Raw genomic sequence first — 26,706 nt, forward strand, 5'->3', positions numbered from 1 at the left:
GCCGCGACACCCCGCTATCCGTAGCGAAAGACAACGGGGAAGCATCTCATGGCCATTCCGGCATCGCTGCAAAAGGGACTGACGCTGCCGGTGATCGCCGCGCCGATGTTCCTCGTCTCCGGCCCGGATCTGGTGGTCGAGTGCTGCAATGCCGGCGTCATCGGCACCTTCCCGTCCCTGAACCAGCGCACCACCGAGGGCTATCGGGAGTGGCTGCACGACATCAAAGGCCGGCTGAACCCCGACGCCGCCGCCTTCGGCGTCAACCACATCGTCCACCCGACCAACCCGCGCCTGATGGCCGACATGATGGTCTCCGTGGAGGAGAAGGTGCCGCTGATCATCACCTCGCTCGGCGCCGTGCGCGACGTGGTCGAGGCGGTGCACGGCTACGGCGGCGTGGTCTTCCACGACATCGCCAACGTCCGCCACGCCCGCAAGGCGGCCCAGGCTGGAGTCGACGGCCTGATCCTCGTCGCCAACGGGGCCGGCGGTCACGCGGGCGTGGTCAATCCCTTCGCCCTGGTCGAGGAGGTGCGGACCTTCTTCGACGGGACCATCATCCTGTCCGGCTGCCTGTCGACCGGCCGCGACGTCGCCGCCGCGACCATGATGGGCGCCGACTTCGCCTATATGGGCACCCGCTTCATCGCCACGACCGAGAGCCAGGCCCAGACCCACTACAAGGAGATGATCGTAGAGGCCGGCTCGGCCGACATCACCTACACCCCGGCGGTCTCGGGCATCCCGGCCAACTTCCTCACCCCGTCGCTGGTCGAGAACGGCATCGACCCCAAGACCTTGCCCGAACACAAGCTCGACATGGCCGACGAGGCCAAGGCCTGGAAGACCGTCTGGTCGGCCGGTCAGGGCGCCGGGGCTGTCCACGATATCCTTCCGACGGCGGACCTTGTCCGCCGGCTGCGGGACGAATATGCGGAGGCCTGCGCCGTTTTCGACAAGAAGCGGTTCTAGACCCGCCCGACACCGGGCCCTGGCCAGATCGAAGCGACCACCGATGATCCGCACCCTGACGACCGCCGCCGTCCCTTCCCTGCTGGCCGGCGCCCTGCTGGCGTGCGCCGCGCCCGCCGCGGCCCAGGATGTTCCGGCCTCGGGCTCGTGGTCGTTCGTGGTCGGCGCCGCGACCGATAACCGCTCCAAGGACGCCTCCAAGTCCGACGGCGATCCCTTCGTCTGGGGCGAGGCGGAGTGGGAAAGCGCCTCCGGCCTGTTCTACGCCGGTCCGGCCTTCGAGACGGTCAGGAGCTCGACCGGCTCGGAACTGGAGCTGCAGGCGACCGCCGGCGTCCGCCCGGAACTCGCGGGCTTCGATTTCGACTTCAGCGCGGCGTACAAATACCAGGTCGACGCCGACCCCGGCGCCGACGAGGACGCCTGGGAGTTCACGGCCGACATGAAGCGGTCGATCGGCCCCGCCAGCGCCCGCCTCCGCCTGCAGTATTCGCCCGACACCATCGGCGCCGGCGAGGCCTGGACCTGGACCGAGGCGCAGGTCGGCTGGGACTTCACCGGCAAGCTCTACGCCTCCGCCGCCATTGGCCGGCGCGAGCAGGAAACCGGCGTCGACTACACCGGCTACAATATCGGCCTGAACTACGCCCTCACCCGCAATCTCGAGGCCGAGCTGCGCTGGTACGGTACGGACGCCGACGTTCCGGGCGAGCAATACGCCGATAGTCTGGTCGCCGGCCTCAGCTTCGCCTTCTGAGGCTCGCAATCGGCGCCCGTCGTGCCTACCTAGGGGCATGACTCACAGACCGACCACGCTCGAACGCGCCTATGAACTCGCCCGCGAGGGCCGCTGCCGCACCGTCAGCGATATCAAGCAGGCCCTTTCGGCCGAAGGCTTCGACCGCATCCAGGATTCCCTGTACGGCCCGACCCTGAGCGCGGCCCTGCGCAAGCTGTGTCAGGAACACTACGTCGCGCCGGCGGACCAGACGGTCGAGGACGAGACCGCCGGCTGAGCCTTCGCCTTGCTTTCGACGCGGGGACAGTCCACAAACGCCTCGTCGATCTCTTTCTGCGAAACGCCATCCCTCTGCTTTCGCACTGAGGTCTAGCCGCTCCTTTTAGACCCGACAGGCCTCCAGGGGCTCTTCCCTGAGGCCAACGCCAAACGGAGGTCTAAACATGGCTACCGGCACTGTGAAATGGTTCAACGGCACCAAGGGCTACGGCTTCATCCAGCCTGACGACGGCGGCAAGGACGTGTTCGTCCACATCTCGGCCGTCGAACAGGCGGGCCTGCGCGGCCTGGATGAAAACCAGAAGGTTTCCTACGAAATCGAGCGCGACAAGCGTTCGGGCAAGGAATCCGCTGGCCAGCTGAAGACCGAGGGCTGACTTCAGGCGCCAGTCTCCGGCGCATGATTTCGAACGGCGGCGGGTGCGAAAGCGTCCGCCGCCGTTCTGCTGTCCGGCGCGCGCCTACGCTCCGGAGACCCATCTGGATCGCGGGTGTGGCCAGTGGCCGCGGCGGTGATCCGCCGCCGCCGCTCCGTCGTCTTTCTCTCCGAGCCGCAACGACGGCCGCTCAGGAGAGACAACAATGACCTTCATCGCCACCCGCACCGCCCTTGTCGCCGGCGTCGCCGCCTGCGCCGTCCTCGCGGGCGCCTGTTCGCCAGCCGAAACCGAAGCCGCGCCGGCGCCCGCGCCCGCCGAAGCCGCGGCCCAGGATGTCCCGATGGTCGGCGGGGCTGCGATGTATCCGAACCGGACCATCGTCGAGAACGCCGCCAATTCCGCTGATCACACGACCCTGGTCGCCGCCGTGACGGCCGCCGGCCTGGGCGAGACCCTCTCGGGCCCCGGCCCGTTCACGGTCTTCGCCCCGACGAACGCCGCCTTCGCCAAACTGCCGGCCGGCACGGTCGAAAGCCTCGTCGAGCCGGCCAGCAAGGCGACCCTGACCAAGATCCTGACCTATCACGTCGTGCCGGGTCGGGTCGCCGCGGCCGACCTGATCCAGCAGATCCAGGACGGCGGCGGAAGCGCCCGCCTGACTACCGTGGAGGGTGGTGTCCTGACCGCCTCCCTGCGCGGAAACGCGGTCATCCTGACCGACGAAAAGGGTGGCGAGGCCACCGTCACCCAGGCCGACGTATTCCAGTCCAACGGCGTCATCCATGTCACCGACACGGTCTCCATGCCCGACTAGCGGAGACCGGCCCGGGCCGCTGTCCTCCTTCCCGGCGGCCCGGGCGTTTTCCATCGCCCTTGCTATTGGCGGGGAAAGGGCCCACCTGAGGCCTCGTCGATCTCTTGCGAAACGCTGCTGCCCCTTTGCATCGCGCACCGAGGTCCAAAGCCGATCCCATTCAGACCCGACAGGCCGACCCGGAACCTCTTCCGGCGGTCAACTGCTAGCGGAGGTCCTGAAAATGGCTACCGGCACTGTGAAATGGTACAATCCCACCAAGGGCTATGGCTTCATCGCCCCTGAAGACGGCGGCAAGGACGTGTTCGTCCACGCCTCGGCCGTCGAGGTCTCGGACCTGGGCTCGCTCAACGAAAACCAGAAGGTCTCCTACGAGATCGAGCGCGACTCGCGCTCGGGCAAGGAATCGGCCGGTCGCCTGAAGGCCGCCGAATAGTTTCCGACTGACGGAAGGGCCGGCCGCCGATTCCGGCGCCGGCCCGACCACCCTTTCCCGCCCTCAGGAGCCCGCCATGACCCCGCTCGCCGACATGATCCCCGCCATGAGCGATCCCGACCTCAAGGCCCTGCGCGCCAACGCGGCCCGGCTGTCGGAGACCGGCTCCGCGGTCCAGATGAACACCGCCGCCGAGATCCTCCCCCTGATCGACGCCGAGACCGCCCGCCGCGCCGCCGCGCCGGCCACCGCCGTCAAGAAGCCCCGCGCCCCGGCGAAGAAGAAGGTCGTCCCCGCCACCGGCCACCAGACGGCGCTGCCGAGCAAGGCGGCCTGAGCTCCGACCGCGCGCCCCGCGCAAGCGGGGACGCGCCGGTCCGCTGATCACCCCAGCGCCTGATCCAGGTCCGCGATCAGATCCTCCACATCCTCGACGCCCACCGACAGCCGGATCAGGCTGTCCGTCACCCCACCGGCCTCGCGCAGTTCCTTCGGCACCGAGGCGTGGGTCATGATGGCCGGGTGGTTGACCAGGCTTTCCACCCCGCCCAGCGACTCCGCCAGGGTGAAGACCTGCACCCGTTCCAGCACCTGTTTCGTGCGCGACAGGTCGCCGTCGATGAGGGCGGTGACCATGCCCCCGAAGCGGCCGTTCATCTGCCGCGCCGCCAGCTCGTGCTGCGGATGGGTGATCAGGCCCGGATAGATCACCCTGGCGATCCCCTTTCGCTCCTCCAGCCAGCGGGCCACCGCCAGGGCGTTTTCGTTGTGCGCCTTCATGCGCAGGCCCAGCGTCTTCAGGCCCCGGTTGGCCAGGAAGGCGTCGAACGGCCCCATCACCCCGCCCACGGAGTTCTGGAGAAACTTGATCTCCTTCGCCAGCTCCGGATCACCCGTCACCAGCGCCCCGCCGATGATGTCGGAGTGGCCGTTCAGGTATTTTGTCGCCGAGTGCATGACGATGTCGGCGCCCAGCTTCAACGGCTGCTGGCTCCACGGCGTGGCGAAGGTGTTGTCGACCACCAGCTTCAGCCCGTGCGCCTTCGCGATCTTCGACAGGCCCGCGATGTCGGCCAGCTTCATCAGCGGATTGGTCGGGGTCTCGGCCCAGATCATCCGCGTCTTCGGCGTGATCGCCGCCTCGACCGCCGCCAGATCGGCCATGTTCACATAGCTGAAGTCCAGCCCCATCGAGCGTCGCCGCACCCGCTCGAACAGCCGCCACGAACCGCCGTACAGATCGTCGCCCGTCACGATGTGCGAGCCGGCGTCCAGCAGTTCCAGCGCCGTCGCCGTCGCGGCCATGCCGCTGGCGAAGCCGAAGCCCTGGACCCCGCCCTCGAGATCGGCCAGGCAGGCCTCGAACGCCTCCCGCGTCGGGTTCTTGCCCCGGGCGTATTCATAGCCCTTGTTCACGCCCGGGCTTTCCTGGGCGTAGGTCGAGGTGGCGTAGATCGGCGTCATCACCGCGCCCGTCGTCGGGTCCGGCCTCTGGCCGGCGTGGATGGCGCGGGTCGAGAAACCCTGGCTGTTCTTCAGCGAACTCATGCGGTGTCCTGATCGATGCGGCCGATGTTGCCGGCGTAGAAGTCGGCCGAGCGCGCGAACACCTCGGCCCATTCGGGGGGTGTGAACAGATGGCCGGCGCCGGCGATCACTTCAACCCGCACATTGATGTCGTGCTCCCGCAGGAAGTCGACCCAGGCCGCCGTGTTGCGCGGCAGCACATGGGTGTCGTTCTCCGCCCGGATGACCAGGACCGGAATCCTCCGGCGGGGCGCGCGCGGCGTATAGACGTCGGTTCCGCCCGCCAGCCCGATGGCCGCCGCCGCCCGGCTGTTGCCCAGGGCTCCGTCCACCGCCACGTACGAACCCAGCGAATAGCCGAACATCGCCGTCCGCCGCCGGTCCACGCCCCCCTCGATGAACCAGTCGATGGCGTGCTCGCCGACGTCTCGCCAAGCCTCCATCATCCGTTCCGGCCGCACGCCGTCGTCCGGCCAGGCGTCGGTGTATAGCGGCGTCAACACCTGGTAGCCGTCCCCCGCGAACCGCATGGCCAGCTCATGCCACGGCCCCGAATTGCGGATGCGCCCGCCCGAGCCGTGCATCATCACGATCGCCGCCCGCCGGTCCTCGCCCCCCGGCCGGTAATGGATGGCCCGGATCGGCTTGCCGTGGCTCTGGAAGGTCAGGCCCTCGTAGCTCGGCCCGGGCGCCGCCTCCTGGGCCCGGACGGATCGGGCCAGCCCCGCCGCCGCCACGCCTCCGGCCAGCAGGCTACGCCGGTCCATCGCCCGTCTCCGCCCCTTCGAGGAACCGCCGCGTGCGGGCGAACACGTCGCACCATGTCGCCAGGTCGTACTGATGGCCGCTGAACGCCAGCTCCCCCACCTCCACCGCCGCCCCGGCGTCGCGCAGGTCACCGGCCAGCCGCAGCGTCGCCCGCACGGGAACCGCCTCGTCGCGCCGGGCATGCAGCAGAAGCACCGACAGGTCCGGCCCGGCCAGGGTCCCGTCGACCGACCCGGCGCCCGCCACCAGCACCGCCCGGCGCACCCCGCTCCCCTCGACCGTGCTGGCGTCGAGGCCCACCCCGGCCCCGCGCGAATAGCCCCAAAGCGCCACCCCCTCGGCCGGAACCCCCCGGCTCGTCAGCTGTCCTGCGGCGTCCAGCGCCGCCTGCCGCCACGCCCGCCCGGTCACCGTCGGCCGGCTCCGATCGGGCTCGGCGGCGTCGAAATAGGCCGGCAGGATCACCCGGTAGCCGCGCGAGGCCAGCTGGATGGCGTGGGCGTCGAACAGGATCGAGTTCCTCTCGAACCCGGTTCCCCCGTGCAGCAGCACGACCCCGAGGCCGTTGGCCTCACCCCGGGGGGTGTAGAGATGGGCCCGGATCAGCCGGCCCCGGCTCTCGAAGGTGACCGGCTCCCGCGACGCCCGAACCGGCACGTCGTCCGCGCAGCCGGGAACTCCCACCCGCGGCGGGACGCGCGGCGTCTGCGCCACGACGGCCCCGCCCGCCAGCATTGCGACCAGCCCGATCAGCGTCATGAATGCGAACCGGGCCGGTGGGCTCATCGATTGAGGCTCAGATGGTTGATCAGGTCGCTGCGGGTGATCAGGCCGACGAATTTCTCGCCGTCCAGGACGATGGCCACCCGGTCGCGGTCGAACAGGGGGATCAGCGCGTCCAGCGGCTCGCCCACCTGAACCGTGTCCAGATCGCGCGTCATGGCCGACGACACCGGCTTGGCGAAACGCTCCTGGCGGGTGATCTCGTCGGTGTTCATCACATGGACCAGGTCGCTCTCGTCGAGGATGCCGACCAGCCGCCCGTCCTGGATGATCGGCAGCTGCGACACGTCCGCCCCCTTCATCCGCTTGAAGGCCGTGTCCAGGGTGTCGTCGGGCCCGGCCACCACGACATCGCCCTTCTCGTATTTGCGGGTGATCAGGTCGGACAGGTCGCCGTGCAGTTCGCGCTCGCCCAGGCCCTGGTCGGCCAGCCAGGCGTCGTTGTAGACCTTGGACAGGTATTTGGCCCCGGTGTCGCAGACGAAGGTCACCACCCGTTTCGGCTCCGTCTGCTCGCGGCACCAGCGCAGGGCGGCGGCGATCAGCGTCCCCGACGACGATCCCGCCAGCACCCCCTCCTTCAGCAGCAGTTCGCGCACGGTGGCGATCGCCTCGGCGTCCGGGATCGAATAGGCGCGGTCGATCAGGGTGATGTCGGCGGTGTCCGGCACGAAATTCTGTCCGATGCCTTCGACGGTGTAGCTGCCCTCCGGCCCGGGCACGCCCTCGTTGACGATGCCGGCCAGGGTCGAGCCGACGGGGTCGGCGAGGATCACCTTCGCGTCCGAGCCGACGCTTTTCAGATAGCGGGCGATGCCCGTGATCGTCCCGCCCGAGCCTATCCCGGCGACGAAGGCGTCGACGTCGTGGTCCATCTGCTCCCAGATTTCCGGCCCGGTGGTCCGGAAGTGCGCTTCGGAATTGGCGTCGTTGGCGAACTGGTTGACGTAGAAGCCGCCCGGGATCTGCTGCGCCAGCCGCTCGGCCATGTCGGTGTAATATTCAGGATGCCCATGCGGCACGTCCGAACGCGTCAGGCGAACATCCGCGCCCATCGCTCTGAGATGCTGGATTTTTTCCTTCGACATCTTGTCCGGAATGACCAGCAGCACCTTATAGCCCTTGGCCTGACCCACCAGGGTCAGCGCCAGCCCCGTATTGCCGGCCGTCGCCTCGACGATGGTGCCGCCGGGCTTCAGGAAGCCCTCCCGCTCGGCCGCCGCGATCATCGACAGGGCGATGCGGTCCTTGATCGACCCGCCCGGGTTCTGCGACTCCAGTTTCAGGAACAGCCGGCAGGGCCCGGTATCGATCTTCGTCACCTCCACCATGGGCGTCTTGCCGATCAGGTCCAGCAGCGAACCGGTGGGACCGGTCAGGACCGGGGTGGGGGCGAGCGACATTCAACAACTCCGGGGGCTTCGCGCGGGAAGCTAGGCGCGGCGCGCCGACGGGACAACCCGGCTGGCGCAAGCCGCAATTTATGGCTATATTTCTGGCCAGAACAGGAGGGCGGCCGATGGCCACCTACGGCGTCGCGGAAGCGAAGAACAAATTCACCCACCTGCTCGACCGGGTCGAGAAGGGCGAGAGCATCACCATCACCCGTCACGGCAAGCCGGTCGCCGAGTTGCACGCCCCGGCGCGTCCGATCCCCAGGCACAAGGGCCCGGAATGGCAGGCATGGTACGACGAGTTCGTCAAACGACGCGACGCACGTCCGCCGCTCGGCATGTCCGCCGCGGAATTGGTACGGGCCATGCGTGACGGCGATCCCGAGTGATCTTCTACATCGACGCCAGCGCCGTCGTGGCGGTTGTCGGAAGCGAGGCGGCCAGCCCGGCCGTCGATCGAGTGATCCGCGACCCGGACTCCCTCGTCCTGATCAGCGATCTGGTTGTTGCGGAAAGTTCGGCCGCCCTGGCTCGCAATGGTCGCGTGAAGCGATTGACGCCTCCGGAGATGGAACAGGTGTTTCGTGAACTCGATGGCTGGGCCGCCGGCTCGGCGCAGGCGGCCAGGATCGCCTCGAGCGACATCACTGACGCCGACGCCTTCGTCCGCCTGCCTGGTCTCGCTCTGCGCGCGCCCGACGCCATCCATATCGCTGCGGCCCGCCGCCTCGACGCCGCCCTTCTCACGCTTGACCACGGCATGGCCCTCGCCGCCGCCCTGCTCGGCGTCTCCTGCATCAACCCCGCCGAGACTTCGGCGTTGTGAAAGACTGAATGACAAAATCCCCCAAGAGGCCGGCCGCCGGCCTCCCCGATAAAGACACCCTCCTCGCCTATCTCCGCGAAGCCGGATCGGCCGAGAAGACCGACATAGCGCGCCACTTCGGCCTCAAGGGCGGCGACCGCCGCGCCCTGCGCGAAATGATCCGCGAGCTCGAGGCCGAGGGCAAACTCGGCAAGCGTGGCCGCAAGGGCTTCACCGAAGCCGGCGCCCTGCCCCCGGTCGGCGTCGCCGACGTGGTCGAGCGCGACGTCGACGGCGAATTCTACGTCCGCCTCGTCGAGGCCTCGCCCGACGCGCCGCGCGCCATCCTCGTTCCTGACAACACCGGCAAGACCGGCGCCGCCCCGGGCCTCGGGGTCCGCGTCCTGGCCAAATTCTCGCGCGGCGAGGACGGCTGGGAAGCCCGCGTCATCAAGGTGCTCGACACCGACACCAACCGCGTCCTCGGCGTCATCCGCAAGTCCAACAGGGAGGTCCGGGTCGAACCCGTCGACCGCCGCTCGAAGGATGTCCTGCTGGTCCCACACGCCCAGGCCGGCGAGCTGCGCGACGGCGACCTCGTGCTCGCCGCCATCGAGAAGGGCGAGCAGCGCTACGGCCCCAAACGCGGCAAGATTCTCGAGACCATCGGCCGCGAGGACGATCCCCGGGCCGCCTCCCTGATCGCCATCGCCGCCCACAATGTTCCGATGGGCTTCTCGGACAAGGTCCTGCAGGAGGCCCGGGACCAGGAGCTGCCGTCCCTCAAGGGCCGCGAGGACCTGCGCGACCTTCCCCTCATCACCATCGACCCCGCCGACGCCCGCGACCACGACGACGCCGTCTTCGCCCAGCGCGACGGGGATCCGAAGAACGAGGGCGGCTGGATCGTCTGGGTCGCCATCGCCGACGTCGCCGCCTATGTCCGCCCCGGCACGGCCCTCGACCGCGAAGCGCGCGAGAAGGGCAACTCGACCTACTTCCCCGATCGCGTCGAGCCGATGCTGCCCGAGGTCCTGTCCAACGGCCTGTGCAGCCTCAAGCACGGCGAGAACCGCGCCTGCCTCGCCGTGCGCATGGTGTTCGACAAGGCCGGGCGGAAGATCGGGCACAAATTCGTCCGCGGCCTGATGCGCTCCCACGCCAGCCTCAGCTACGAACAGGCCCAGGCCGCCATCGACGGTCCGGAAGGCGGCGGCGGGACCGACGAGATCACCGGCCCGATCATGGAGGCCATCCTCTATCCGCTCTGGAACGCCTACCGCTGCATGCTCAAGGGCCGGGAGAAGCGCAGCCCGCTCGCCATCGAGAGCCCCGAACGCAAGGTGCTGATGGACCCCGGCGGCGGCATCGGCGCCATCATCCCCCGCAAGTCTCTGGAGGCGCACCGCCTGATCGAGGAGATGATGATCCAGGCCAACGTCTGCGCCGCCGAGACGCTGGAGCAGAAGCGCGTCCCCCTGCTCTACCGCGTCCACGACGCCCCCAGTCAGGAGAAGCTGTTCAACCTCGGCGACTTCCTCCAGACCATCGGCAAGCCGTGGAACAAGGGCGAGCCCGCCACCACCAGACGGTTCAACAAGCTGCTCGACGAGACCCGCGACAGCGAGCACGCCGAGGTCGTCAACGAGGTCGTCCTGCGCACCCAGATGCAGGCCATCTACAGCCCCGAGAACGTCGGCCATTTCGGCCTCAACCTCGACCGCTACGCCCACTTCACCTCGCCGATCCGGCGCTATTCCGACCTGATCGTCCACCGCGGCCTGATCCGCGGCCTCGGCCTCGGCAAGGACGGCCTCACCGACCGCGAGATCGCCGAACTGCCGGCCATCGCCGAACAGGTGACCATGACCGAGCGCCGCTCCATGGCCGCCGAGCGCGCCGCCATGGACCGCTACATGGCCTCCTTCCTCGCCGAACGGGTCGGCGCGACCTTCTCCGGCCGCATCACCGGCGTGACCCGCTTCGGCCTGTTCATCCGGCTCGACGAGACCGGCGCCGACGGCCTCGTGCCCGTCTCCTCGCTGGGCGGCGAGTATTTCCACCACGACGACCGCACCCACGCCCTCGTCGGCGAGCGCTCGGGACAGCGCTGGACGCTGGGCCGCACCGTCGAGGTCCGGCTGGTCGAGGCCACCCCCGTCACCGGCGGCCTCGTCTTCGAGATGCTCTCCGACCCCGCCCCGCGCGACCCCAACGCCCCCTCGCCCCGTCTCGGAGTCCGCAGTCGCGGCGGCGACGGCTTCCCCAAGCGCGGCGGCGGCCGACCGGGCGGCCCCAAACCCCCGCGCGGCGGCAAACCCTCCGGCGGCCTGAAAGGGGTCCGCAAGGGCAGGCGGCGGTGAGCCAACCATTCGACGCCGCCCGGGACCTCGCCGACGCGCCGCGCACCGGCGGCCGCCAGCGCCCCAGGGACGCCGCCACCCTGATCCTGACGCGTCTCCGCAAGGGCGCGCCCGAGGTGCTGATGGGCCGCCGCGCGCCCGGCCACGTCTTCATGGCCTCCAAATGGGTCTTCCCCGGCGGCCGGGTCGAGCGGTCCGACCCCTCCGCCGCCTTCGCCACCGACCTCGCGCACGCCGACGCCATCCGCCTCGCCCGCGAGGTGCCCCCCCGCCGCGCCCGCGCCCTCGCCCTGGCCGCCGTGCGCGAGACCTTCGAGGAGACCGGCCTGCTCCTCGCCGAACCCGCCCCGCCCGCCTCCGTCGCCGGGCCATGGCGCGAGTTCCGCGCCGCCGGCGCCCTGCCCGACCTCGCCACCCTCAGCTACGTCGCCCGCGCCATCACCCCGCCGGGCCGCACCCGCCGCTTCGACGCGCGCTTCTTCATGGCCGACGCCGCCGCCCTGCTGCATCCCGAGCCCACCGCCGGCTCCGGCGAGCTGGACGAGATCGCCTGGCTGCCGCTCGATGACGCCCGCGCCGTCGACCTCCCGGCCATCACCCGTTTCGTCCTCGCCGAGGTGTCCGAGCGGCTGTCACATCCGAACCGCCCCCTGCCCTTCGTGCGCATGGTCCGCGGCCGCCACGTCGTCGAGCATCAGGACTGAGACCCCGCGCCCGCCGCCCACCGCAGCGCCGGATGGAGCTCCACGGCCCGGACACGGGTCATCGACGCCCTCGCTCCGGCGCCCCGGCTGAATGCGTCTCCGGCGTGGTTGACTTCCGGACGCGCCTGAGTATGTTCCGCGCCTCTCATTTCAGCGGCTTCCGCCGTCCGCAAGGGTAATTGTCCGATGGCCAAGCCGGCTTCCATCAAGATCCGCCTGAACTCGACCGCCGACACCGGCTTCTTCTACGTCACCAAGAAGAACGCCCGCACCATGACCGAGAAGATGGTCGTCAAGAAATACGACCCGGTCGTGCGCAAGCACGTCGAGTTCAAGGAAGGCAAGATCAAGTAAGGCTCGCGCCTGCTGCGATTTCAGGGCGCCCGGTCAGCGATGGCCGGGCGTTTTTCGTTGCCCGGAAGGGTGGCGAGGGTCACGCCGCCCGCTGACGGTCCGCATCCTCGACCGCGGCCGTCAGCCGCTCCAGCAGAACCCTGGCGGCTTCCACCGTATAGGCGGCGTTGACCAGGCTGCCGCTGATCACGACCTCGCCGCCACAGGCGGTGACCGAGGGAGCTTCGTCGAAGGCGTCGAGGGGGGATCTGTCTGTAGCCATGCAGTTCAATACGGCGTCTCGCCTGAACTGGATGCCCCGCCTCCGTTTAGCTCCTGTTCAGAAGTCCTGGGCCGTGCGCGCCGGAGGTGACTTCAGGCGATACCCCACCTCTGACAGGAGGCTTTCACCGTCATAGACGCGGGCGCAGGTGAAGGTCTGGCTCTGCGACAGCCGGCTGGCCGCGAGGGCCGAAGCCTCGCGCGCGTCCGGGGCCGCCATCTGTTCTGTTCTCAGGGGCGTCGCGCCCTCGGCGTACAGGCGAACGGTGAAGATCTTCATCATACTCTCCTGCGAGAGCAATACGGGCGCCCGCGGCAGGGTTCCTGTGTCGGCAAGCCCACACGGGGCCGCTCCCGCCGCCCCCTCAGGCCGCCCGCGAAATCACCTGGTTCCGGCCGCGGCTCTTCGCCTCGTACACCCCCTCGTCGCCCCGCTTGAGCAGGGCTTCGGGCGTATCCCCCGGCACGCTGGACGCCACGCCGATCGAGACGGTGATGGTCAGGCCTTCCGACCCGCCCATGATCGGAAACGGCTGGGCCTCGATGTCGCGGCGGATGCGGTCGGCCACCCGGGCGGCGTCCTCCAGGCTCGCGCCCGGCATCACCACCACGAACTCCTCGCCGCCCAGACGGCACGGCAGGTCGATGGCGCGCACATTGGTCGCCAGCCGGACCGCGAACTCACGCAGCACCTCGTCGCCGGCGTCGTGGCCGAAGCCGTCGTTGACCGCCTTGAAGTGGTCGATGTCCATGACCAGCACCGCGACCGGATCGCCGCCCTGGGCCGCCCGCCCCACCATCGCCTGCAGCTGGCCGGCCATGTAGCGCCGGTTGTGCAGTCCGGTCAGGGCGTCGGTGACCGCCATCTCCAGGCTGTAGTCCAGCTTTTCCTTGAGGAAGTCGGCGTAGCGCTTGCGCTTTATCTGGGTCCGCGCCCGCGCCATCAGCTCCTCGGAATCGACCGGGCGCGGCAGGATGTCGTTGACCCCCAGTTCCAGCGCCTTGAGCAGCCGCGGCCGGTCCGCCGGGTCCACCACCGCCAGGATCGGCGTCCGCCGCGAGGCCTCGCTGGACCGCACCTGGGCCACGAACCGCAGGCCGTCGAAGCCGCTGCTCGCCACATTGACGATCATCAGGTCGATCGGGCCTCGCGCCGCGATCAGGGCCGCCGCCGGGTCGGGCTCGGCCACCGGCCGGTGCTCCCGGGCCAGGTGGGTGACCATCTTCTCGCGCTGGAGTTCGTTGTCGTCGACGATCAGCACACGGCCGCCCGAGCCGCGCAGCCGCCCTGCCCCGTCGGTGTCGACCCCCATGCGCCGACCGCTCTCCTCGCGTTCGCGCAGCTCGTCCATCACCGCCTTCAGCCGCACCAGCGACTTGACGCGGGCGAACAGGACGACGTCGTCGATCGGCTTGGTGACGAAGTCGTCGGCCCCGACCTCCAGCCCCTTGATCTTGTCCTCGCGTCCGTCCAGCGCGGTGACCAGCACCACCGGGATGTGCCGCGTCACCGGATCGGCCTTCAGCCGCCTGCAGGTCTCGAACCCGTCCATGCCGGGCATCATCACGTCCAGCAGGATGATGTCGGGCCGCTCGGCCGCCGCGATCTCCAGCGCCGTGGCGCCGTCCATCGCGGTCAGCACCTCATAGTATTCGATCGTCAGCTTGGCCTCGAGCAGGCGGACGTTCGGCTCGACGTCATCGACGACCAGGATACGCGCGGTCATGGGACGAGCGCCTCCACCGGCCCCAGGTGCTTGCGCACCACGTCGAGGAAATGCACCACCGAGATCGGCTTGGAGATATAGGCCTCGCAGCCGCCCTGGCGGATCCGCTCCTCGTCGCCCTTCATGGCGAAGGCCGTGACGGCGACGACCGGGATGTGGCTCAGCTCCTCGTCGTCCTTCAGCCATTTGGTGACTTCCAGGCCGCTGATTTCGGGCAGCTGGATATCCATCAGGATCAGGTCGGGCCGGTGCTGGCGCGCCAGGGCGAGCGCCTGCAGCCCCTCGCGGGTCTGCAGGGTGCGGTAGCCCTGGGACTCGAGCAGATCATGAAAGAGCTTCATGTTCAGCTCGTTATCCTCGACGATGAGGACCGTCTTCGACATCATCACCCGGCCTGTATCGCTTCCGTGGAAGCGCGGTTGCACGGAGGCTTGTGCGCCTTCTTCCGGGGCAGTTGTGCGCCTCTTCTCTTAAGTTGGCGTGAAGCCACCCTCGCCCCCTCTCCCGATGGGAGAGGGCTTGAGCGCACGAGAGCGCAGCGATCGTCCTTGCGCGAAAGGGTGTGGGTCGACCGTCCCGGGGCGGCTTCGCCGCTTCCGCAAGCCGACCCACATCCGACGGGGCTCCGCCCCACCTTCTCCCATCGGGAGAAGGAAACGCTCCCCAGCGCCCCCGCCGTCAGGCACACTCCACCCCGATGAAATCCATCTGCCGCGACTGCCTCCGCACCGACGACCGCAAGGTCGAGCGCTGCCCCGCGTGCGATTCGCGCCGCATCGTCGCTCACGACGAACTCGCGACCCTCTCCATCGCCCACCTCGACTGCGACGCCTTCTACGCTTCGGTCGAAAAGCGCGACCGGCCCGAGTTGCGCGACGTCCCGGTTATCGTCGGCGGCGGCAAGCGCGGCGTGGTCACCACCGCCTGCTACATCGCGCGCCTGTACGGCGTCGGCTCCGCCCAGCCGATGTTCAAGGCGCTCAAGGCCTGCCCCGACGCCGTGGTCATCAAGCCCGACTTCGCCAAATACAAGGCCGCCAGCGCCCAGATCTTCGGGGCGGTGCGCGAGCTGACGCCGCTGGTCCAGACCCTCTCGCTCGACGAGGCGTGGATCGACCTCGCCGGCACCGAACGTCTCAACGGCGGTCCCCCCGCCTTCCAGCTGGTCCGTCTGCAGAAGCGCATAGAGGAGGAGACCGGCCTGACCGTCTCCATCGGCCTGGCGTCGAACCGCTTCCTCGCCAAGATCGCCTCCGAGCTCGACAAGCCCCGCGGCTTCTCCGTCATCGGCTCCGAGGCCCAGGCCCTGCTGGCTCCGAAACCCGTCGGCGTCCTGCCCGGCGTCGGCCCGGTGTTCCGCAAGACCTTGCAGAGCGACGGCTACGCCACCGTCGGCGACCTCGCCGCCGCCGACCCGCGCGACCTGATCAAACGCTACGGCGAGACCGGCCTGCGCCTGCACGACCTCGCCCACGGCCGCGACGCCCGCAGGGTCAATCCCGAGGCCGACCGCAAGGGCATGAGCGCCGAAACCACCTTCAACGAGGACCTGACCCGCGCCGAAGACCTCGAGGCCGAGCTCTGGCCCCTGTGCGAGAAGCTGGCCTCCAAGGCCCGCCGCGACGGCGTCGCCAGCCGCGTCATCGTGCTCAAGCTGCGCCGCACCGACTTCAGAATCGTCACCCGCCGGGTCACCGTGCCCGAGCCGGTCCAGACCGCCCGCGCCCTGTTCGCCGCCGCCCGCGAGCTGATGGCCCCCGAGCTCGGCCGCCCCTATCGGCTGATCGGCATCGGCATGGGCGATGTCCAGGACGCCGTCGAAGGCCCCTCCGCCCTGTTCGACACCCCCGAGACCAAGGCCCTCAAGACCGAGACCGCCATCGACCGGCTCAGGGCCAAATTCGGCGCCGGGGCGGTGGTCGCGGGGAGAGCGCTGAAATAACCCTCTCCCACTGGGAGAGGGCTTGAGCGCACGACGGCGTCTGCCGTCGTCCTTGCGCGAAAGGGTGTGGGTCGCCTTCGGCATTCGGCGCAAGCCGCGTCGCCGTCCGGAGCGGCAGCTCACGCCGCCTGACACACCCGACCCACATCCGACGGGGCTCCGCCCCGCCACCTTCTCCTATCGGGAGAAGGACGCATCTGATCCATGACGCTGTGCTGGCAATCCGCGAAAATATAGTCGGATTGTGGAGACGTTCCGTCGCCTTTTCAGCCGCTTGGCCGAAACCAAAACCGATCTTCCATCCGGATAGGCCGGCGGGCGCATAATGCGTCTTTCAGCTCGCCGGTCTTTGACAATCGAACCCACGCCGCGCCGTCCAGGCGCGCAGCCAGTCCTTCCCGACCCCGATCTGGACTCTGCCGACTCTGCCACCCCGTATTTCCCGAATGCCGACTCTGCCGACTCCGCCCCCCGTGTTTTTCAGTCGGCCCGCACAACGCCGGGCCGCATCGACGCCGCCCTTCCGCCGCGCTAAACCGCCCCCAATTCCCAATCAGGAGCTTGCCATGACTGTCGCCGCCCGCCTCGCCGAACTCGGCATCCAGCTGCCGGAACCCGCCAGCGCGGTGGCCAACTACGTGCCCTTCGTCCAGACCGGGAACCTGCTCCACATCTCCGGCCAGCTCTCCAACGACGCCTCGGGCGGCATCAAGGGCACCGTCGGCGCCGATGTCTCTCCCGAGCAGGCGAAGGACGCCGCCCGCCTGTGCGGGATCAACCTGCTGGCCCAGATGTCGGCCGCGCTGGGCGGCGACCTCGAGCGCGTCGTCCGCGTCGTCAAACTGGGCGGCTTCGTCCAGGCCGCCGGGGATTTCGAGGCCATCCCCGCCGTCATCAACGGCTGCTCCGACCTGATGGTCGAGGCCTTCGGCGACAAGGGCCGCCACGCCCGCTCCGCCGTCGGCGTCTACAAACTCCCCCTCGGCTTCGCCGTCGAGGTCGACGCCATCGTCGAGGTGCGGTGACCTTCACCCTCCGCGTTCACGACCGGGTCGCCGACATCGGCCGAGAGGCCTGGGACGCCTGCGCGTCTCCTGCCGGCGACCCGTTCGTCTCCTTCGACTTCCTCGACGCCTGCGAGGCCTCCGGCAGCGCCGTCCCGCGCGAAGGCTGGGCCGGCCGCCACCTGTCCCTTCAGGACGAGACCGGCCGCGTCCTCGGCGTCATGCCCCTCTGGCTCAAGGGCCACAGCCAGGGCGAATACGTCTTCGACCACAGCTGGGCCGACGCGTATGAGCGGGCCGGCGGCCGCTACTATCCCAAGCTGCTGGGCGCGGTCCCCTTTACCCCGGTCAGCGGCCCCCGCTTCCTCGCCCACCCCGACGCCGACGCCGCGACGGTGCGGGAGGCCCTGCTGCAGGGCGCCCTGGCTCTGACCGAACGGCTCGGCGTCTCCTCCCTGCACGTCAACTTCCCCACCCGCGACGACTGGAAGGCCATGGGCGAGGCCGGCCTGCTCCGGCGTCAGGACATGCAGTACGTCTGGCGCAACGGCGGCTACCGCACCTTCGACGATTTCCTCGCCGCCCTGTCCTCGAACCGCCGCAAGACCATCCGCCGCGAACGCCGCGAGGCCCAGGCCGGCCTCGACATCCGCACCCTCACCGGCGCCGCCATCGAGGAGACCCACTGGGACGCCTTCTTCGCCTTCTACATGGACACCGGTTCGCGCAAATGGGGCCGGCCCTATCTGACCCGCGACTTCTTCAGCCGCCTCGGCGCGACCATGGCCGACCGCACCGCCCTGGTCATGGCCTTCCGCGACGGCGTCCCGATCGCCGGGGCCCTGAACCTGATCGGCCGCGACGCCCTCTACGGCCGCCAGTGGGGCGCGCTGGAGGAGGTCCCCTTCCTCCATTTCGAGCTCTGCTACTACCGGGCCATCGACTTCGCCATCGAGCGCGGCCTGTCCCGCGTCGAGGCCGGGGCCCAGGGCGAGCACAAGATCGCCCGCGGCTACCTGCCCTCGCCGGTCTACTCGGCCCACTGGATCGCCGACCCGGCCCTGCGTGCGCCGGTGGCGGACTACCTCGCGCGCGAACGCCCCGCCGTCGAGGCCGAAATCGGCGCGATGACGGAAGAACTGTCGCCCTTCCGCAAGGACCTGTCGTGACTCAGTCGGCGCGGCGCTCGCCGCCGATGAACCAGCCGGCGATCCAGCTGACCACGCCGGTCACGATGGCCGCCCCGATCCCGGCCCAGAGGCCGTCGACCACGAACCCGCCCAGCAGGGCCGCGACCAGACCGATCGTCGCCGCATTCACCACCAGCAGGAACAGGCCGAAGGTGAGGATCGTCAGCGGGAAGGTCAGGAAGGTCAGCACCGGCCGCACGATGGCGTTGGCGATCCCCAGCAGCACCGCCGCCAGCAGCAGGGTCGGCGTGTCGCTGAACGCCACCCCGGGAACGATCTGCGCCGCCAGCCACAGGGCCAGGCAGGTGACGAGAAACTGGACGATGAACCGCAGCATGGCCGACTCCTTCTGGACCTTGACCATAACACCCCAACGCCGCCGGGGCTCCCCTCGTCCCGCGGCCGTTGCTAGCCTCGCCTGCACCAGCCGGAGCGCGCCATGACCCTTCAAGCCCCCTACGATCCCGACAACATCTTCGCCAGGATCCTGCGCGGCGAGATTCCGGCCGTGAAGGTCTGGGAGGACGACCACGTCCTCGCCTTCATGGACGTCTTCCCCCAGTCCGAGGGCCACGTCCTGATCGTGTCGAAGACCTCCACGGCCCGCACCCTGCTCGACATCGAGCCCGAGGCGCTGGCCCGGCTGATAGAAGCGACCCGGCGAACCGCCCGCGCCGTGGTCAAGGCGCTCGCCCCCGAAGGCTTCCAGATCATGCAGTTCAACGGCGAGGCGGGCGGCCAGACCGTCTTCCATCTGCATTTCCACATCGTCCCGCGCTGGTCCGGTCGGCCGGTGAAGGGGCATGGCCACGCCCCGATGGCGGAGCCGGAAACGCTCCGCGCCCTCGCCGACCGGATCGCCGCCGCCCTCGATTGACCAAGGCCCGGTCGCCCAGCATAAGGGCCGCCGTCACCACGGACGCCGGTTTAGCTCAGCTGGTAGAGCAGCGGTTTTGTAAACCGAAGGTCGCGGGTTCGATTCCTGCAACCGGCACCAGTCCCCCGTCAGCCCCCGCCCAGCGCGACGGCGATCCGGTAGGTGACCAGCGCCGCCAGATAGGCGAGGCCGAACATGTAGGCCACCATGATCCACATCCACTTCCAGGAGTTCGTCTCGCGCTTGACCACGCCGAGCGTCGCCACGCACTGCGGCGCGAAGATGTACCAGGCAAGGAAGGCCAGGCCCGTCGCCAGCGACCATTGCCCGGCCAAGGTGGTCGCCAGCACGGCGGTGGCGCTTTCGGGATCGGCCACGGCATAGACCGTGCCGAGGGCGGCCACCGCCACCTCCCGGGCCGCCATGCCCGGGATCAGGGCGATCACCATCTGCCAGTTGAAGCCGATGGGTGCGAAGATCGGCTCCAGCGCCTTCCCGATCATCCCGGCGAAGCTGTAGTCGATGGCCGGCTGGGTCGCCCCCTCCGGCGGATAGGGGAAGGTCGAAAGCGCCCAGATCAGCACCATCAGCGGCAGGATGATCCGCCCCGCCCGCTCCAGGAAGATCCTCGCCCGGAGCCACAGGTTGAACGCCACGCTGCGCAGATCCGGCGTCTTGTAGGCTGGCAGTTCCATCATGAAGGGCTCGACCGCCCCGCGCCAGAAGATGCGCCGGATCACGAACGACACCGCCAGCGCGCTGAGAATTCCCGTGGCGTAGAGGCCGAACATCACCAGTCCCTGCTGGTTGGCGAAGCCCCATACCGTCCGGTTCGGGATGAAGGCGGCGATGATCAGGGTGTAGACCGGGATGCGCGCCGAACAGGTCATCAGCGGCGCCACCATGATGGTGGTCAGCCGGTCCCGCTTCGAGTCGATCACCCGGGCGGCCATGATCCCCGGAATGGCGCAGGCGAAGCTGGACAGCAGGGGAATGAAGGCGCGGCCGTGCAGCCCCGCCCCGCCCATGACCCGGTCCATCAGGAAGGCGGCCCGGGCCATGTAGCCGAAGTCCTCGAGCACGATGATGAACAGGAACAGGATCAGGATTTGCGGCAGGAAGACCAGCACGCTGCCGACGCCGGAGATGAGGCCGTCGACGATCAGGCTCTGGAAGACGCCGTCGGGGATGACCGTCGCCGCCCAGGCGCCCACGACGCCGAGCACGCCCTCGATGCCGTCCATCAGCGGCGTGGCCCAGGTGAAGACGGCCTGGAACATGACGAACAGCAGGGCCAGCAGGATCACCAGGCCGCCGACCGGATGCAGCAGGACGGAGTCGACCCGCGCCGTCAGCGTGTCCGGGCGCTCGGGCGGCTGAACGCAGGCCTTCATGATCCGCTCGGCCTCCCGGGCCGCGCCTCGCAGGGCCGCCGCGTCCGGCGCGGTCCAGCTCATCTCGGCCCCGGGCGACCAGCGCGCCGCCGCGGCCTCGATGGCGACAACCAGATCGTCGATACCCCGCCGCCGGGTGGCCACGGTGGTCACGATCGGCAGCCCCAGTTCCGCCGACAGCTTCTCCAGATCGATCCTCAGGCCCTGGCGCTGCGCGATGTCGTACATGTTCAGGGCCAGCACCATCGGCCGCCCGACCGCCTTCAGCTCCAGCACCAGCCGCAGCACCAGCCGCAGGTTTGTGGCGTCGGCCACGCAGACGATGACGTCCGGCGGCGTCTCGCCGGCCAGCCGCCCCAGCACCGCGTCGCGGGTCACTTCCTCGTCCGGACTGCGGGCGCGCAGCGAATAGGTGCCGGGCAGGTCCAGCACGGACAGGGCCCGCCCGTCGCCGCCGCGAACGAAGCCTTCCTTGCGCTCGACGGTGACGCCGGCGTAGTTCGCCACCTTCTGGTGCGCGCCGGTCAGGGCGTTGAACAGCGCCGTCTTGCCGCTATTGGGATTGCCGACGAGCGCGACCCGCGCGCTTCGAACCGCCATGTCCATCAGGCGGTAACCCGTACCGCCATGGCGGGCGCCACGGCCGTGGCGGTCGCCGACTCCATGCGGACGGTCAGCCCGGCGGCCTCGTGCCGGCGCAGCGCAACACGCATATCGTCCACCTTCATGGCGATGGGGTCGCGGCCCAGCAATCCTTCGTGCAGCAGTTCAACCCGCGCACCCTCGACGAAGCCCAGCTCCAGCAGACGGCGCTCGAGCTCCAGCGCATGCTCGTCATGGTGACAATGGTCGCCGACCTGAACGATGACGCCGCGATCCCCGCGGCGGGCCTGGCTGAGTCGGATGGTGTCGGACATGACGCTCACGCAACGGCGCGACCAATGCGCCTGTTTGACAGTGATTATCAGGTGCGAGAGCAATCCGTCCACCCTGTCGAAGCGTCGCAGGCGTTGTTGTCCGCCCATGTTGCGCTATTCACTGAGCCTGTACGGAGAGCCCCGATGAATCGTTCAGCCCTGATCGTCCTCGCCGCCCTGGGCCTCGCATCCTGCGGCCAGGGCGAGGAGAGCGGCGCCGCCGCCTCGACCGCGCCGCCGCGTCCGGCTCCCACACCGGCGGAGAAAGCAGCGCTGCTGGCGGCCCTGCCCGCGCCATACGATCAGGCGGACCTCGACAACGGCCGGCGCGTCTTCGCCCGCTGCCGGTCGTGCCACACCATCACCGAGGGCGGGCCGAACATGACCGGTCCCAACCTCCACGGCGTCTTCGGCCGGCAGGCCGGCACGCTGCCGGGCTACAACTATTCGACCGCCGTCAAAGAAGCCGGCTTCGTCTGGGACGCCGGGCGGCTTGATCATTGGCTGGAGAACCCGCGCACCTTCCTGAAGGGCACGAAGATGAGCTTCGCCGGCATCCCCGACCCCACCGACCGCCGCGACGTCATAGCCTTCCTCAAGGTCGAGACGGGCTATACGCCGCCCGCCCGTCCCTGACCTATTCGGCGGCGGCGGGCACGGCGTCGTTGGCCGTCGTCTCCTGGGCTTCCCACTCCTCGATCTTGCGGGCGGTGTACTCCGGAGACCTGGTGAAGCGCGCCAGCACGCCATAGATCACCGGCACCACGAACAGGGTCAGCAGGGTCGCGAACATGGCCCCGGCGAAGATGACCACGCCGATGGTCTGACGGCTGCCCGCCCCTGCCCCCTGCCACAGCACCAGCGGCAGGGCGCCGAAGGCGGTGGCGATCGAGGTCATGATGATCGGGCGCAGTCGCAGGGTCGACGACTCGATGATGGCCTCGTGGATCGATCGTCCCTGGTCGCGCAGCTGATTGGCGAATTCGACGATGAGGATGCCGTTCTTGGCCGCCACGCCGATCAGGATGATCAGGCCGATCTGGCTGTAGATGTTCAGGCTCGAGCCCGCCATCACCAGTCCGAACAGCCCGCCGGCCGCCGCCAGCGGAACCGTCAGCATGATCACCGCCGGTGTGATCCAGCTTTCGAACTGCGCCGCCAGCACCAGGAAGACCAGCAACAGGGCCAGGCCAAAGGCCGCCGCCACCGCGCCGCCCGCCTCCTTCTGGTCCCGCGCCGCGCCGCCCCACTGGGTCGTGACCACGCCCTGGGGCTGCTCGTTGGCCACCCGGGTCAGGAAGTCGGTCGCGTCGACGAGGGTCATTCCCGGGTTCAGGTCGGCGCTGAGGGAGATGGCCCGCTGCCGGTCGAGCCGGCGGCGGTCGGGCGTGTCGCCGGAGGTCTGGGTCGTGACGACCGCCGACAGGGGCACGAGTTGGCCCGATCCGGTCTCGACATACAGGGCCTCCAGATCGCCGACGTTGCGCCGGTTGGCCCGTTCGGTCTGCAGGATGACGTCGTATTCCTGACCGCCGCGCAGGTAGGTGGTGGCCCGCCGGGAGCCGAACATGGTCTCCAGGGTCCGCCCGATGGCCTGCGACGACACGCCCAGCGCCGCCGCCTTCTCGGGATCGACGTCGACCAGCAGGCGCGGAGCGTTCGGCTCGTAGTTCAGCCGGGGACGCGAGAAGCCGGGGTTCTCCAGCGAGGCGGCCAGCACGGGCTGCAGCCACTGATAGATGTCCTCGTACTCGGCCCCCGTGACGACCATCTCGACCGAGTTGGAGTTGCCGCCGCCGCGCTGGAAGGCGCCCGGCACGGAAGCGTTGACCTGTGCATCGGTCTGGCTGCGTAGCTTGCCGTTCAGGTCCTGGGCGATCTCGTCGGCCGACCGGTCGCGTTCCGACCAGTCCTTGAGCGTCAGGACGGCATTGCCCGAGTTGAAGCTGCCGCCGCCGAAGCCGGGAGCCGAGATCAGATAGCTGTCGACTTCGCCCGCCTGCCGGTAGTCCTCGAGGATCGGCTCGAGACCCAGCATGATCTTGCGCGTGTAGTCGAAGCCGGCGCCTTCGGGCCCCTGCACTCTGACCGTGACTCGCCCGCGGTCCTCGTCGGGCACCAATTCGTTGGGCAGGGTCATGAACATCACCGCCGCGCCGCCGGCCACGAACAGGATCAGGGCGCCCACGCCAATGACGGCGCTCCGCCGCCCGAGCATCGCCTGAAGCGAGTTCCTGTACGAGTTCTTCAGCGCCTCCATGGCCGCGTCGACCTTGCGCGCCACCCAGCCGCCGCCGGAGGCCGGCCGCAGGATCTTGGACGCGAGCATGGGCGACAGGGTCAGGGCGAGGAAGGCCGAGAAGGCCACGGCCGCTGCGATCGCCGCCGCCAATTCCACGAAAAGCCGCCCGACATAGCCGGGCAGGAACAGCAAGGGTGCGAATACGGACAGCAGCACCACCGTCGTCGCCACCACCGCGAAGAACACCTGACGGGCGCCTCGCTCGGCCGCCACCAGCGGCGGTTCGCCATGATCGAGGCGGCGCTGGATGTTCTCGGTCACCACGATGGCGTCGTCGACGACCAGGCCGATGGCGAGCACCAGGGCCAGCAGCGTCAGCAGGTTCAGCGAAAATCCGAGCGGAGCCAGCACGATGAAGGTCGACAGCAGGCAGATCGGAGCCACGATCGACGGGATGAAGGCCGCCCTCAGCGTGCCGAGGAAGACGAAATTCACCAGCGCCACCAGCGCAAGCGAGATGCCGATGGTGATCCACACCTCGTCGATGGCATGGGCGGTGAAGACAGAGTTGTCCGAACCGACGACCAATTCCACGCCGGGCGGCAGGCTGGGCCGGATGTTCTCCAGCATGTCGGTGACGCCGTCGGAGATGGCGAGGTCGTTCGACTGGGCCTGGCGCGTGATGGCGAGGCCGATCTGATCGAGGCCGTTGCCGCGGAACAGCCGGCGATCCTCCTGCGGCGCCTCCTCGACCCGGGCGATGTCGCCCAGCCGGGTGACATAGGCGGCCGCGCCCTGGATGGCGCCCGTCGCGCCGCTCGGCAGCGCCGTCGCGCTCGACGACTGGCCGGATCCCGTGGTCGCCGAGGCGGAGCCGCCCGTGCCGATCGGCAGCTGGCGGAAATCCTCGGCCCGCGCATAGGTGCGCGCCACCCGGACCGTATAGTCCTTCTGTCCCGACTCCAGCGTGCCCGCCGGGAGTTCGACATTCTGGCTGGTCAGGGCGCTCTCGACGTCGCTGACGGTCAGGCCGCGCGCGGCCAGCGACGCCGGGTCGAGCCAGATGCGCATCGAGTAGCGCTGTTCGCCATAGATCTGCACCTGCGCCACGCCCGGCACGGTGGCCAGACGGTCGATCAGATAACGGTCGGCGTAGTCCGTCAGCGCCAGTCGATCCATCGACCTGGAGCGAAGGAACAGGATCATGATCGGCTGGCTGTCGGTGTCGGCCTTCGCCACCGTCGGCGGATCCGCCTGGTCCGGCAGACGGCCGACGACCCGTGACACACGATCCCTCACGTCGTTGGCGGCGGCGTCGATGTCGCGGTCCAGCGAAAACTCGATCGACACGTTGGAGCGGCCGTCACGGCTGGTCGAGTTGATCCGTTCGACGCCCTGGATGCCGGCGATCTGCTGCTCGATCGGCTCGGTGATCCGGCTCTCGATGACCTCGGCCGACGCGCCCGCGTAGGAGGTGCTGATCGACACGATCGGGGGGTCGACGTCGGGAAGCTCCCGCACCGGCAGGAAGAAGAAGGCGGCCGCCCCGATCACGCACAGCACGATCGCCGCCACCGCCGCGAAGACGGGGCGCCGGACGGCGACGTCGGACAGCATCATGACCGCGCGCCCTTGGCCGGAGCGACTGCCCGCGCGCCGGCGACGCTCACCGGCGCTCCGGGCTGGATGCGATTCAGGCCGGAGCCGACCACGCGATCGCCCGCCTCGAGGCCTGACAGGATTTCGACGAAGCCGCCTTCGACGGCGCCGGTCTCGACCTCGACGCGCTGGGCCGTCGTGCCGCGCTCGCCGCGCGCGATCCGGTACACGAAGGCGCCGTCGCCTTCGTACTGGACGGCCGCTTCCGGCACCGCCGGCGCGGTGCGCACGCCCTGCTGGACAGCGACCCGAACCAGCATGCCCGGGCGGATGCGGCCTCCCGGGTTGGGGATTTCAGCCCGCGCCGTGGCGGAGCGGGTCTGCTCGTTGACCCGGGTGTCGATCAGGGCGATGCGCCCGCCGAAGCCTTGTTCGCCAAACGCGTCGGCCGTGGCGGTGATCGGCGTTCCCTGGCGCAGCACCCCGAGATAGCGTTCCGGCACGGGGAAATCGACGCGGATCACATCGATGTCGTCCAGGGTGGCGATCACGGCGCCCGGATTGACCAGCGTCCCGGCTGTCACCGTGCTCAGGCCCAGCACGCCCGCGAAGGGCGCCCGGATGACCCGGTCGCCGCGCCGGGCCTGCGCCGCCGTCAACGATGCGCGGGCGGTCTGCAGCTCAGACAGGTATTGCTCGGCCGTGGCGCGGGGCGCGATGCCGCGATCGGCCAGTTCCTTGTAGCGGTCGTACTGGCGCTCGGCCTGGTCCACGCGGGCCCGGGCCTCGATGATGCCGGCATCCTCCTCGCGCGCCTGCAACTCGACCAGCGGCGTGCCCGCGGCGACCCGCTGTCCGTCGGTGAACAGGACGCGGGTGATCAACTCCGTGGTCGAGGAGGTGATGTTGACCGAGCGCCGGCCCCGCGCCACGCCGAGGACCCGGATCTCGTCGCTGAATTGACGCGGCGTGGCCACGGCCTCGGAGACGGTCTGGCCCCGCCCCCCGCCGGGTCCGCCGCGGCCGCCCGGGCCGCCGCCCTTCTCCTCGCCGGCGAAGGCGATACGCATGATCACGGCCACGACCATCAGGCCGAGCAAGACGGCGGCGGCGGCGAGGAAGAAGTGGCGTTTGATCACGCGGCGCAGGCTCCGGGCGAGGGACGAGCCGACTTAGCGGCTCCCGCCGTCGACGCAACTAAAGTCTCTGCAACGTCCGGTGTTTCGAAATCC

General features: G+C 69.4%; 30 protein-coding genes and 1 tRNA gene. 18 read left to right on the forward strand and 13 right to left on the reverse strand.

All coding sequences use genetic code 11. The features are described 5' to 3' along the window. Window positions 1-48 precede the first annotated feature (48 nt). The 7 genes from VEA62_RS05660 to VEA62_RS05690 all read left to right on the forward strand — a co-directional run bounded on the left by VEA62_RS05660 (window position 49) and on the right by VEA62_RS05690 (window position 3,960). Window positions 49-975, forward strand: a complete 927-nt coding sequence (locus VEA62_RS05660) for a nitronate monooxygenase family protein (protein ID WP_324819493.1) — start codon at window positions 49-51, stop codon at window positions 973-975. Between the two features lie 43 nt (window positions 976-1,018). Then, window positions 1,019-1,732: a TorF family putative porin gene (locus VEA62_RS05665; RefSeq protein WP_324819495.1), complete on the forward strand. Its 714-nt coding sequence runs from the start codon at window positions 1,019-1,021 to the stop codon at window positions 1,730-1,732. 37 nt (window positions 1,733-1,769) lie between these two features. After that, window positions 1,770-1,991, forward strand: coding sequence for a hypothetical protein (locus tag VEA62_RS05670; protein WP_324819497.1), 222 nt, complete (start codon window positions 1,770-1,772; stop codon window positions 1,989-1,991). A 166-nt stretch (window positions 1,992-2,157) separates the two neighbouring features. After that, entirely contained in the window at window positions 2,158-2,370 is a 213-nt protein-coding gene (locus VEA62_RS05675) for a cold-shock protein (protein WP_168049003.1), read from the forward strand. Window positions 2,371-2,575: 205 nt separating this feature from the next. Beyond that, window positions 2,576-3,187: a fasciclin domain-containing protein gene (locus tag VEA62_RS05680; RefSeq protein ID WP_324819499.1), complete on the forward strand. Its 612-nt coding sequence runs from the start codon at window positions 2,576-2,578 to the stop codon at window positions 3,185-3,187. Between the two features lie 223 nt (window positions 3,188-3,410). Further along, a complete protein-coding gene (locus VEA62_RS05685) occupies window positions 3,411-3,623 on the forward strand; it encodes a cold-shock protein (protein ID WP_324819501.1) in 213 nt (70 codons plus the stop codon). 76 nt (window positions 3,624-3,699) lie between these two features. Next, on the forward strand, window positions 3,700-3,960 hold the full coding sequence (locus VEA62_RS05690; RefSeq protein ID WP_324819503.1) for a hypothetical protein: 261 nt from the start codon (window positions 3,700-3,702) through the stop codon (window positions 3,958-3,960). Between the two features lie 47 nt (window positions 3,961-4,007). Here VEA62_RS05690 and VEA62_RS05695 read toward each other — a convergent pair whose 3' ends face one another. The 4 genes from VEA62_RS05695 to VEA62_RS05710 are packed head-to-tail and all read right to left on the reverse strand — an operon-like array spanning window position 4,008 to window position 8,104. Further along, window positions 4,008-5,171: a cystathionine gamma-synthase gene (locus tag VEA62_RS05695; protein WP_324819505.1), complete on the reverse strand. Its 1,164-nt coding sequence runs from the start codon at window positions 5,169-5,171 to the stop codon at window positions 4,008-4,010. Then, complete coding sequence (locus VEA62_RS05700) at window positions 5,168-5,917, reverse strand: alpha/beta hydrolase family protein (RefSeq protein WP_324819507.1); 750 nt, start codon at window positions 5,915-5,917, stop codon at window positions 5,168-5,170. Before VEA62_RS05700 ends, VEA62_RS05695 begins: the two co-directional genes overlap by 4 nt. Then, window positions 5,904-6,704, reverse strand: coding sequence for a dienelactone hydrolase family protein (locus VEA62_RS05705; protein ID WP_324819509.1), 801 nt, complete (start codon window positions 6,702-6,704; stop codon window positions 5,904-5,906). The genes VEA62_RS05700 and VEA62_RS05705 overlap by 14 nt, the downstream gene beginning before the upstream one ends. Further along, window positions 6,701-8,104 (reverse strand): cystathionine beta-synthase, encoded by a 1,404-nt coding sequence (locus VEA62_RS05710; RefSeq protein ID WP_324819511.1) that lies wholly within the window; start codon window positions 8,102-8,104, stop codon window positions 6,701-6,703. Before VEA62_RS05710 ends, VEA62_RS05705 begins: the two co-directional genes overlap by 4 nt. A 116-nt stretch (window positions 8,105-8,220) precedes the next feature. On the opposite strand from VEA62_RS05710, the gene VEA62_RS05715 reads away from it, so the two are divergent. The 5 genes from VEA62_RS05715 (at window position 8,221) to rpmG (ending at window position 12,321) form a co-directional block, all read left to right on the forward strand. Then, on the forward strand, window positions 8,221-8,484 hold the full coding sequence (locus VEA62_RS05715; RefSeq protein WP_324819513.1) for a type II toxin-antitoxin system prevent-host-death family antitoxin: 264 nt from the start codon (window positions 8,221-8,223) through the stop codon (window positions 8,482-8,484). Next, on the forward strand, window positions 8,481-8,921 hold the full coding sequence (locus VEA62_RS05720; RefSeq protein ID WP_324819515.1) for a type II toxin-antitoxin system VapC family toxin: 441 nt from the start codon (window positions 8,481-8,483) through the stop codon (window positions 8,919-8,921). Before VEA62_RS05715 ends, VEA62_RS05720 begins: the two co-directional genes overlap by 4 nt. An 8-nt stretch (window positions 8,922-8,929) precedes the next feature. Then, complete coding sequence (rnr, locus tag VEA62_RS05725) at window positions 8,930-11,263, forward strand: ribonuclease R (protein ID WP_324819517.1); 2,334 nt, start codon at window positions 8,930-8,932, stop codon at window positions 11,261-11,263. Then, complete coding sequence (locus tag VEA62_RS05730) at window positions 11,260-11,967, forward strand: NUDIX hydrolase (protein WP_324819519.1); 708 nt, start codon at window positions 11,260-11,262, stop codon at window positions 11,965-11,967. The genes rnr and VEA62_RS05730 overlap by 4 nt, the downstream gene beginning before the upstream one ends. Window positions 11,968-12,153: 186 nt before the next feature. Next, entirely contained in the window at window positions 12,154-12,321 is a 168-nt protein-coding gene (gene rpmG / locus VEA62_RS05735) for a 50S ribosomal protein L33 (RefSeq protein ID WP_003164451.1), read from the forward strand. Window positions 12,322-12,400: 79 nt separating this feature from the next. Here rpmG and VEA62_RS05740 read toward each other — a convergent pair whose 3' ends face one another. From VEA62_RS05740 to VEA62_RS05755, 4 genes are all read right to left on the reverse strand, one after another. Continuing rightward, window positions 12,401-12,583 carry a hypothetical protein gene (locus tag VEA62_RS05740; protein ID WP_324819521.1) on the reverse strand — a complete coding sequence of 61 codons (183 nt, stop codon included), beginning with the start codon at window positions 12,581-12,583 and terminating at the stop codon, window positions 12,401-12,403. Window positions 12,584-12,640: 57 nt separating this feature from the next. Next, complete coding sequence (locus tag VEA62_RS05745; protein ID WP_324819522.1) at window positions 12,641-12,862, reverse strand: hypothetical protein; 222 nt, start codon at window positions 12,860-12,862, stop codon at window positions 12,641-12,643. A gap of 85 nt (window positions 12,863-12,947) precedes the next feature. Beyond that, window positions 12,948-14,309 carry a PleD family two-component system response regulator gene (locus VEA62_RS05750; protein WP_324819524.1) on the reverse strand — a complete coding sequence of 454 codons (1,362 nt, stop codon included), beginning with the start codon at window positions 14,307-14,309 and terminating at the stop codon, window positions 12,948-12,950. Beyond that, window positions 14,306-14,692, reverse strand: coding sequence for a response regulator (locus tag VEA62_RS05755; protein ID WP_324819525.1), 387 nt, complete (start codon window positions 14,690-14,692; stop codon window positions 14,306-14,308). The genes VEA62_RS05750 and VEA62_RS05755 overlap by 4 nt, the downstream gene beginning before the upstream one ends. Window positions 14,693-15,006: 314 nt before the next feature. Here VEA62_RS05755 and VEA62_RS05760 point away from each other — a divergent pair, with 314 nt between their 5' ends. From VEA62_RS05760 to VEA62_RS05770, 3 genes are all read left to right on the forward strand, one after another. Beyond that, window positions 15,007-16,251 (forward strand): DNA polymerase IV, encoded by a 1,245-nt coding sequence (locus VEA62_RS05760; RefSeq protein WP_324819527.1) that lies wholly within the window; start codon window positions 15,007-15,009, stop codon window positions 16,249-16,251. 566 nt (window positions 16,252-16,817) lie between these two features. Continuing rightward, window positions 16,818-17,276 carry a RidA family protein gene (locus VEA62_RS05765; RefSeq protein ID WP_324819529.1) on the forward strand — a complete coding sequence of 153 codons (459 nt, stop codon included), beginning with the start codon at window positions 16,818-16,820 and terminating at the stop codon, window positions 17,274-17,276. Next, entirely contained in the window at window positions 17,273-18,424 is a 1,152-nt protein-coding gene (locus VEA62_RS05770; protein WP_324819531.1) for a GNAT family N-acetyltransferase, read from the forward strand. Before VEA62_RS05765 ends, VEA62_RS05770 begins: the two co-directional genes overlap by 4 nt. Before the next feature lies 1 nt (window position 18,425). Here the strand turns inward: VEA62_RS05770 and VEA62_RS05775 are convergent, their stop codons facing one another. Next, window positions 18,426-18,782 (reverse strand): phage holin family protein, encoded by a 357-nt coding sequence (locus VEA62_RS05775; RefSeq protein WP_324819533.1) that lies wholly within the window; start codon window positions 18,780-18,782, stop codon window positions 18,426-18,428. A 102-nt stretch (window positions 18,783-18,884) separates the two neighbouring features. Here VEA62_RS05775 and VEA62_RS05780 point away from each other — a divergent pair, with 102 nt between their 5' ends. Next, on the forward strand, window positions 18,885-19,322 hold the full coding sequence (locus tag VEA62_RS05780) for an HIT family protein (protein ID WP_324819535.1): 438 nt from the start codon (window positions 18,885-18,887) through the stop codon (window positions 19,320-19,322). 44 nt (window positions 19,323-19,366) lie between these two features. After that, window positions 19,367-19,442: transfer RNA gene (locus VEA62_RS05785), tRNA-Thr, on the forward strand. Between the two features lie 8 nt (window positions 19,443-19,450). On the opposite strand, the gene feoB is transcribed toward VEA62_RS05785, so the two are convergent. Together feoB and VEA62_RS05795 are read right to left on the reverse strand one after the other, a co-directional pair. After that, entirely contained in the window at window positions 19,451-21,322 is a 1,872-nt protein-coding gene (gene feoB, locus VEA62_RS05790) for a ferrous iron transporter B (RefSeq protein WP_324819537.1), read from the reverse strand. Next, a complete protein-coding gene (locus VEA62_RS05795; RefSeq protein ID WP_324819539.1) occupies window positions 21,322-21,633 on the reverse strand; it encodes a FeoA family protein in 312 nt (103 codons plus the stop codon). Before VEA62_RS05795 ends, feoB begins: the two co-directional genes overlap by 1 nt. 144 nt (window positions 21,634-21,777) lie before the next feature. On the opposite strand from VEA62_RS05795, the gene VEA62_RS05800 reads away from it, so the two are divergent. Next, window positions 21,778-22,269 carry a cytochrome c family protein gene (locus VEA62_RS05800; RefSeq protein ID WP_324819541.1) on the forward strand — a complete coding sequence of 164 codons (492 nt, stop codon included), beginning with the start codon at window positions 21,778-21,780 and terminating at the stop codon, window positions 22,267-22,269. 1 nt (window position 22,270) lies between these two features. Here VEA62_RS05800 and VEA62_RS05805 read toward each other — a convergent pair whose 3' ends face one another. Then, window positions 22,271-25,492 (reverse strand): efflux RND transporter permease subunit, encoded by a 3,222-nt coding sequence (locus VEA62_RS05805; protein ID WP_324819594.1) that lies wholly within the window; start codon window positions 25,490-25,492, stop codon window positions 22,271-22,273. After that, the gene (locus VEA62_RS05810; protein WP_324819543.1) at window positions 25,492-26,613 is read right to left on the reverse strand and encodes an efflux RND transporter periplasmic adaptor subunit; all 1,122 of its coding nucleotides are present in this window, start codon (window positions 26,611-26,613) and stop codon (window positions 25,492-25,494) included. The genes VEA62_RS05805 and VEA62_RS05810 overlap by 1 nt, the downstream gene beginning before the upstream one ends. Window positions 26,614-26,706: the final 93 nt, after the last annotated feature.

The organism is Brevundimonas sp. (genome assembly GCF_035627475.1).
Lineage (GTDB): Bacteria > Pseudomonadota > Alphaproteobacteria > Caulobacterales > Caulobacteraceae > Brevundimonas.

What these genes read in the sequence shown, in the direction of transcription:
- VEA62_RS05660 (WP_324819493.1), top strand. Translation starts at nt 49, where the DNA reads ATGGCCATTCCGGCATCGCTGCAAAAGGGACTGACGCTGCCGGTGATC.
- VEA62_RS05665 (WP_324819495.1), top strand. Translation starts at nt 1,019, where the DNA reads ATGATCCGCACCCTGACGACCGCCGCCGTCCCTTCCCTGCTGGCCGGC.
- VEA62_RS05670 (WP_324819497.1), top strand. Translation starts at nt 1,770, where the DNA reads ATGACTCACAGACCGACCACGCTCGAACGCGCCTATGAACTCGCCCGC.
- VEA62_RS05675 (WP_168049003.1), top strand. Translation starts at nt 2,158, where the DNA reads ATGGCTACCGGCACTGTGAAATGGTTCAACGGCACCAAGGGCTACGGC.
- VEA62_RS05680 (WP_324819499.1), top strand. Translation starts at nt 2,576, where the DNA reads ATGACCTTCATCGCCACCCGCACCGCCCTTGTCGCCGGCGTCGCCGCC.
- VEA62_RS05685 (WP_324819501.1), top strand. Translation starts at nt 3,411, where the DNA reads ATGGCTACCGGCACTGTGAAATGGTACAATCCCACCAAGGGCTATGGC.
- VEA62_RS05690 (WP_324819503.1), top strand. Translation starts at nt 3,700, where the DNA reads ATGACCCCGCTCGCCGACATGATCCCCGCCATGAGCGATCCCGACCTC.
- VEA62_RS05695 (WP_324819505.1), bottom strand. Translation starts at nt 5,171, where the DNA reads ATGAGTTCGCTGAAGAACAGCCAGGGTTTCTCGACCCGCGCCATCCAC.
- VEA62_RS05700 (WP_324819507.1), bottom strand. Translation starts at nt 5,917, where the DNA reads ATGGACCGGCGTAGCCTGCTGGCCGGAGGCGTGGCGGCGGCGGGGCTG.
- VEA62_RS05705 (WP_324819509.1), bottom strand. Translation starts at nt 6,704, where the DNA reads ATGAGCCCACCGGCCCGGTTCGCATTCATGACGCTGATCGGGCTGGTC.
- VEA62_RS05710 (WP_324819511.1), bottom strand. Translation starts at nt 8,104, where the DNA reads ATGTCGCTCGCCCCCACCCCGGTCCTGACCGGTCCCACCGGTTCGCTG.
- VEA62_RS05715 (WP_324819513.1), top strand. Translation starts at nt 8,221, where the DNA reads ATGGCCACCTACGGCGTCGCGGAAGCGAAGAACAAATTCACCCACCTG.
- rnr (WP_324819517.1), top strand. Translation starts at nt 8,930, where the DNA reads ATGACAAAATCCCCCAAGAGGCCGGCCGCCGGCCTCCCCGATAAAGAC.
- rpmG (WP_003164451.1), top strand. Translation starts at nt 12,154, where the DNA reads ATGGCCAAGCCGGCTTCCATCAAGATCCGCCTGAACTCGACCGCCGAC.
- VEA62_RS05740 (WP_324819521.1), bottom strand. Translation starts at nt 12,583, where the DNA reads ATGGCTACAGACAGATCCCCCCTCGACGCCTTCGACGAAGCTCCCTCG.
- VEA62_RS05745 (WP_324819522.1), bottom strand. Translation starts at nt 12,862, where the DNA reads ATGAAGATCTTCACCGTTCGCCTGTACGCCGAGGGCGCGACGCCCCTG.
- VEA62_RS05750 (WP_324819524.1), bottom strand. Translation starts at nt 14,309, where the DNA reads ATGACCGCGCGTATCCTGGTCGTCGATGACGTCGAGCCGAACGTCCGC.
- VEA62_RS05755 (WP_324819525.1), bottom strand. Translation starts at nt 14,692, where the DNA reads ATGTCGAAGACGGTCCTCATCGTCGAGGATAACGAGCTGAACATGAAG.
- VEA62_RS05760 (WP_324819527.1), top strand. Translation starts at nt 15,007, where the DNA reads ATGAAATCCATCTGCCGCGACTGCCTCCGCACCGACGACCGCAAGGTC.
- VEA62_RS05765 (WP_324819529.1), top strand. Translation starts at nt 16,818, where the DNA reads ATGACTGTCGCCGCCCGCCTCGCCGAACTCGGCATCCAGCTGCCGGAA.
- VEA62_RS05775 (WP_324819533.1), bottom strand. Translation starts at nt 18,782, where the DNA reads ATGCTGCGGTTCATCGTCCAGTTTCTCGTCACCTGCCTGGCCCTGTGG.
- VEA62_RS05780 (WP_324819535.1), top strand. Translation starts at nt 18,885, where the DNA reads ATGACCCTTCAAGCCCCCTACGATCCCGACAACATCTTCGCCAGGATC.
- feoB (WP_324819537.1), bottom strand. Translation starts at nt 21,322, where the DNA reads ATGGACATGGCGGTTCGAAGCGCGCGGGTCGCGCTCGTCGGCAATCCC.
- VEA62_RS05795 (WP_324819539.1), bottom strand. Translation starts at nt 21,633, where the DNA reads ATGTCCGACACCATCCGACTCAGCCAGGCCCGCCGCGGGGATCGCGGC.
- VEA62_RS05800 (WP_324819541.1), top strand. Translation starts at nt 21,778, where the DNA reads ATGAATCGTTCAGCCCTGATCGTCCTCGCCGCCCTGGGCCTCGCATCC.
- VEA62_RS05805 (WP_324819594.1), bottom strand. Translation starts at nt 25,492, where the DNA reads ATGCTGTCCGACGTCGCCGTCCGGCGCCCCGTCTTCGCGGCGGTGGCG.